The following is a 5,548-nucleotide window of genomic DNA, read 5'->3' as shown; positions in this document are numbered from 1 at the left end:
ACTCCATCTTTGGCTAAAGATTAAAGTGTTGCGTCGACCCGTTGAAATCGCCGCCGGAAGCGGGCTTTGCAAAACTCTGGTCGCAACATCGGCACGGAGGGCGCAACCAGTCGCAATCTGACCTTCGTGGACAGCGCAGCAGCACAAGGCAGCAAGGGATGGCCCGCCACGGTGGTGACGAGCCTGTGATTGATCAGCCCGTGTGATGAACCTCTTGCAAGCCATACAATGGAATCTCAAGCCCCTCCATGCGGGCCTTGAGCTGCAGGGCAAGGTAAAGCGAGTAATGGCGTGATTGGTGCAGATTGCCTCCGTGGAACCACAGATTGTCCTGCTGCGTCGGTTTCCACATATTGCGCTGCTCGCCCTCCCACGGGCCGGGGTCTTTGGTCGTGTCCGATCCTAAGCCCCAGACCTTACCAACCTTGTCCGCAACCTCTTGGCTGATCAGGTCGGCAGCCCAGCCGTTCATCGACCCATAGCCCGTGGCAAGCACAACAAGATCCGCTTCAAGTTTTGTACCATCCGCCAGAATAACGCCGTCTTCGACGTATTCCTTCATCTGGCCCTGCATGAGTTTCACACGGCCGTCAATGATCAGCTGGCTGGCACCAACATCAATGTAATAGCCCGATCCGCGGCGCAGGTATTTCATGAACAGACCTGACTCGTCATCGCCGAAGTCGAGTTTAAACCCGGCATCCTCAAGCCCTTTGTAGAAATCTGCGTCCCGTTCGCGCATCTGGTTATAAAGTGGGATCTGAAATTCGTGCATGATCCGGTAGGGTAGCGATGCAAAGACCATATCGGCCTTTTCCGTGGTCATGCCGCTGTTCACCGCCTCTTCACTGTAAAGCCCCCCCAGACCGATATCCATTAGCGTGTCGGATTTTACGATATGGGTCGACGACCTTTGCACCATAGTGACATCAGCCCCATTTTCCCAAAGTGCTGCACAGATGTCATGGGCTGAATTGTTCGATCCAATAATGACGCATTTTTTGCCTTTCCATGCATCGGCACCTGAGTGCTGTGACGAATGCTGGATCGTGCCCTTGAAGCTGTCCTGTCCTGGAAAAACGGGCATGTGTTTTTTGCCGGACATGCCCGTGGCCAGCACCAGTTGTGTGGGTTTCAGCGTAATACTCTCGCCATCGCGATTTACTTTGACGTTCCAGGTGCCACTGGCCTCATCATAGCTGGCTGATGTGACTTCGGACTTTGTCCAGTAGTTCAACTCCATCACCTTGGTATACATTTCCAACCAATCGCCAAGCTTGTCCTTTGGCGTGAAAACTGGCCACGTGTCGGGGAACTTGATGTAGGGCAGGTGGTCGTACCAGACCGGGTCGTGCAAGCAGAGCGACTTGTAGCGGTTCCGCCAGCTATCGCCGGGACGGTCATTCTTTTCGATGATGATTGTCGGCACGCCCAGCTGACGCAGCCGTGCACCAAGTGCGATACCACCCTGACCACCCCCAACGATGACAGTGTAGGGCTGATCTTCAGAACCCAGCGTTTTCAGTTCGTGATCGCGGCGTTCTTGCCAGCTTCTGCTGTTCTTGTCAGCCCCATGTTCTGCGCCCATAGGGCGATCGCGGCCACTGGGTTCCTCAAATCCTTTCAGCTCCTGCAGGGCCGTCAGCAAGGTCCAGATTTTTTCCTCCCTGAGCCGTATCAAACCCCAGCCCCGCCCTTGCGCCGTTTCGAACGTGATCCAAGCGGTGGTTACACCGTCTTCCTCTGTTGGAATCTCCCCCTCCTGTAGCTTAAAGTTAGAGGGTGCTACTTGTGATAGCTGACTTTGAAGCATGTCACGCACGTGCTCAGGGCCTTCGACCGTTTTCAGGTTCCAAGTAAAGGCCACCAGATCACGCCAGTAGCAGTCATCCAAGAACATCCCAGTCGCACGTTCCACATCGTTAGCGGAAAGGGCCGCGCTAAAATCATCCAGAAACCGCTGCGTCTGGTCTGCAATGGTCGTATCAAGCATATTTCTTCCTCCCAAGAATACGTATTCTACACTGAGAGGCTTTGGCTCACCTGTAAAGCCCATGCCATAAAGATCGGTGCGCAAGCGTCAGTTGCAGGCTAAAACTACGGTTCTCAGATTTCGTATTACGCACACCCAAAGCAATCGTGCTGCACCTGCAGCGAATTCATACGCTCTTTCTGTTTGTGGAGGTGGCACCGATGAAGTCAGGCAGTGACACGAACGGCAGCAAGGGCGGATAGCGCTCGTTCGCTCCGGATGAGAAGTTAGTGTATCAACGGCAGGAGTCATCATTCAATCAGCCACGGATTGAGGGTTCTTTCTGCGATGCGGAAGGCGGCTGTGAGTCCTCTTCTACCGATGCTGCGTTTAGCATGAATGTCAGCAAACCGCGCAAGCTTGGAGAGCGATCATAAATCCACAGATTGAGCTGGGATCAAGACGAAGTTGCCAAAATGCGCTTTCTCCATAAATTCTTGCTGGGCTTGCGCAATCTGCTGAAGCGGGAAAACCTTTGCGACAAGTGGGCGAATTTCATTACTTTCGATGTAGGATACCAAGTTTGGAAACACAGGAGCATCCCATGCCGTACACCCAATCAGGGAAATGTCTTTGAGATACATATCGCGCATGTCCAAGCTTACAACGGGACCAGCAATTGCACCCGACGAAACGTAACGCCCTCCGCGTCTTAACACCTTAAGCATTTGCGCAAACTTCGGACCAGCAACGTTGTCGACAACAACGTCAATGCTGCTTTCTCCAAGTCGCATCACAAGATCTTCGTCGCGTTCAATGACAACGTCTGCACCCAATTCACGTAACTGATCCATTTTTCCACGACTGGTTATTGCCACAACTTTAGCGCCGCGCCGCTTTGCCAGTTGAACGGCAGCGGAACCGACCCCACCGGATGCGCCTGTCACCAATACAAGGTCACCCACGGCAACCCCAGCACGGTGCAGCATATTTTCTGCAGTGCCATAAGCGCACGGAACCGTGGCGAGCTCTTCGTCTGACCAGTCACAGGAAACTGGGAAAATTTCGGTTGCAGGAACTTTCACATATTCTGCGAATGCCCCGTCAAAGTTGGACGCCATCCAAACCATGTCCATCACATCATACCCGTTGGGCCGCATGCAGGCGCGAACGAGAACACGTTGATTCATCAAATCTTGCGTCACGTTATCGCCGACTTGCACAACCATACCGCAGCAATCTGTCCCTTGAATTAGCGGGAATGGCGTTGCTCCATTCCATCCGCCATCTGCTTTTTGTTGGGCTTGGACTTCTTGCGTATTTGCTGTTGCGCTTGTGTCTGTAGTCACGCTTGACGAGTACCAACCAAGACGGGTGTTGATGTCCGTATTGTTAACACCTGCCGCCAGGACCCGTAGCAAAACCTCGTTTGGGCCAGGTACTGGCTTGGGAACTGAGCTGTAAACAAGTTTTTCATATCCGCCGTTGCCGGTTGTCACGACGGCCATCATTCTATCTTCGCTATCGGACATTTTTTGCTTCTTTCAGGTATTTATCACACCAAACAAGCCTATCTGGGCCAAGCACTAAAAGACATCAATAATCGAGTACGGTTAGCTGTCAGTATTCTCAAAGCGGTCATTGCTCATCTCAAAACGTACGGGAGTTTTGTCCGGTGACCGACGTTTCAGCCGATAAAATGCTGCGCGATGCACGAATGACTGGTTCGACGGGCCGCACCGCAGCATCCAGATGGTAGGTTCAATGGCTGCTCTGGGCCGCAAGCTGCCGGAACGCAGGAGACATCGATCTTTGCAATGTGGCGCGCAAAATTATCCGCTCAGCTGGCGCAATATTATGTGCTCAGTAAGTCGTCTAAGTCATTGATATATTTAAAGTGAAGCGTAACATTACGCGCTTCACTACAATTTGGCCAATATCCCTCCGGAAACTATTGCGGAGATGCCTATGCGACACCACGATTTTCGTCGGTTCCTTGATCGGATTTCACACCTGAGCCCCGCGCAGATAGCGGTAGCAGGCACCGCCTTTCAGAATGTTCGTAGAAAGTCCGAAGCGCTTGCCGAAATCGAAACACGAACAGAGCAAGAACACAAGTGCCCCTTCTGCGACTGCGAAGCGCGCCAGAAATGGGGCATCACAAAGACGAATGTTCAGCGATATCGCTGCTCGGGCTGCCTCAAAACTTACTCAGGGCGAACTACCTCGATCATCCGTTACATTCACCGCCCTGATCTTTTCTTGGAAGTTCTGCGCGATATGATGGGGGATGCACCACCTTCGCCGGTGCGGCGCCTCGCCAACGCCTTGGGCTTGAACAAATACACTGTCTGGCGTTGGCGAATGATCATTCTGGACGGACTGTCTGGATCATCTTCCGAAGCCTTCGCGGGCATCATGGAGGCTGATGAAACCTTCCAGCGGGAATCGCGGAAGGGATCGCGTGAATGGGTCAAGCATCTGCGCGATCCGGCACACCACGCCGCGCCGCCGCGTTTGCGATGGTATGAATATGAGAAGAAGGGTGTTCCGATGATGCGAGGGCTGTCTCGCTGGCAACTCCCCATTTTGACTCTGGTAGATCGCAATGGCGCGCGTCGGGCCGAGCGCATTCCAAACCGGAGGGACAAGACGATTGAGGCCGCACTTGCGCCATTTGTGGCGCCCGATGTCGTCCTCTGCTCTGATAAATTTTCAGGCTATAGAAATTTTGCCGCGAGTAGGCAGATAACACATTTCGAGATAAAATCGAAAACGGCATCGAGCGGCAACCCGTCAGCCTACCACATCCAGAATACCAACTCGCTCCACCAACTCTACAAGACCTTCATCCGGCCTTTCCGCGGCCCGGCAACCAAGTATCTTGACCGCTATATTTGCTGGTTCATTGCACGGTCATTGAAGCGCGATCCCATCGAGGTGTTTCGAGCGATATGAGAGCTCATCACAAAGCAAAGCCCAAATATGCAGACTTGCCTCGTTTGGAGGATTTCGTCGAATACTCTATATCCCGAAAAGGGAGATTGGCCAAACTCCGTGTTCCCAAAGCTACTTCACCCAACACGATTTGCGGACACGGCATTTCTTTTCTCTTGTATGGAAAATATATGTCTTTCCATTTTGGCATCACAATGAAAAGACTCATATCTTGTATACGAAAGGGGTCGTTCCCTAACGAACTCGTATGTCGCAACTGCTAGCTTCATGGAATGAGACCAAATCGTCATTTGCACGCTCTCCCTGGTGATTGGACGATTAATTGAACGAAGAAGGAACTCTGCAAGTTACTTCGTGCATATTTACCAGGGCGCACCGTAGGTGGAAGCCGTCACGGCGTAACAGTGACACCGGTTGTTGGGACACCGGACAGAGTCGATTCTCTGATGACTGCCCAGGCAGTAAGATACTAAATGGCGTGACGATAAATCCAATAATAAGCAAGAGATTATGAAAACTGTTAAAACGATAAGTGTCCCACATCTTGGTGGCTCTAAGATCGGCTATTGAAGTGGTCCTGCTTTTTAGGACAGTTTTGCGGCTTGGCTAAGATGCATC

3 protein-coding genes and 1 pseudogene are annotated in these 5,548 nt (G+C 52.2%); 2 read left to right on the top strand and 2 right to left on the bottom strand.

The window, feature by feature from the left end:
* Window positions 1-193: 193 nt before the first annotated feature.
* Complete coding sequence (locus V7730_RS21845) at window positions 194-1,993, bottom strand: NAD(P)/FAD-dependent oxidoreductase (protein ID WP_335749670.1); 1,800 nt, start codon at window positions 1,991-1,993, stop codon at window positions 194-196.
* A gap of 410 nt (window positions 1,994-2,403) precedes the next feature.
* Window positions 2,404-3,504: an alcohol dehydrogenase family protein gene (locus tag V7730_RS21840; RefSeq protein ID WP_335749669.1), complete on the bottom strand. Its 1,101-nt coding sequence runs from the start codon at window positions 3,502-3,504 to the stop codon at window positions 2,404-2,406.
* Between the two features lie 430 nt (window positions 3,505-3,934).
* Between V7730_RS21840 and V7730_RS22810 the strand changes: the two are divergent.
* Both V7730_RS22810 and V7730_RS21835 read left to right on the top strand, forming a co-directional pair.
* Window positions 3,935-4,168 (top strand): annotated as a pseudogene (locus V7730_RS22810) (transposase-like zinc-binding domain-containing protein); the annotation flags it as partial.
* A gap of 66 nt (window positions 4,169-4,234) precedes the next feature.
* Window positions 4,235-4,930 (top strand): IS1595 family transposase, encoded by a 696-nt coding sequence (locus tag V7730_RS21835; protein ID WP_335749668.1) that lies wholly within the window; start codon window positions 4,235-4,237, stop codon window positions 4,928-4,930.
* The last annotated feature ends 618 nt before the right edge of the window (window positions 4,931-5,548 follow it).

It is taken from the genome of Sulfitobacter sp. (assembly GCF_036961165.1).
Classification (GTDB): Bacteria; Pseudomonadota; Alphaproteobacteria; order Rhodobacterales; family Rhodobacteraceae; genus Sulfitobacter.
This window is presented reverse-complemented; position numbering and strand designations above follow the sequence as displayed.

Coding starts and splice junctions, on each gene's coding strand:
- V7730_RS21845 (WP_335749670.1), bottom strand. CDS start 1,993: ATGCTTGATACGACCATTGCAGACCAGACGCAGCGGTTTCTGGATGAT.
- V7730_RS21840 (WP_335749669.1), bottom strand. CDS start 3,504: ATGTCCGATAGCGAAGATAGAATGATGGCCGTCGTGACAACCGGCAAC.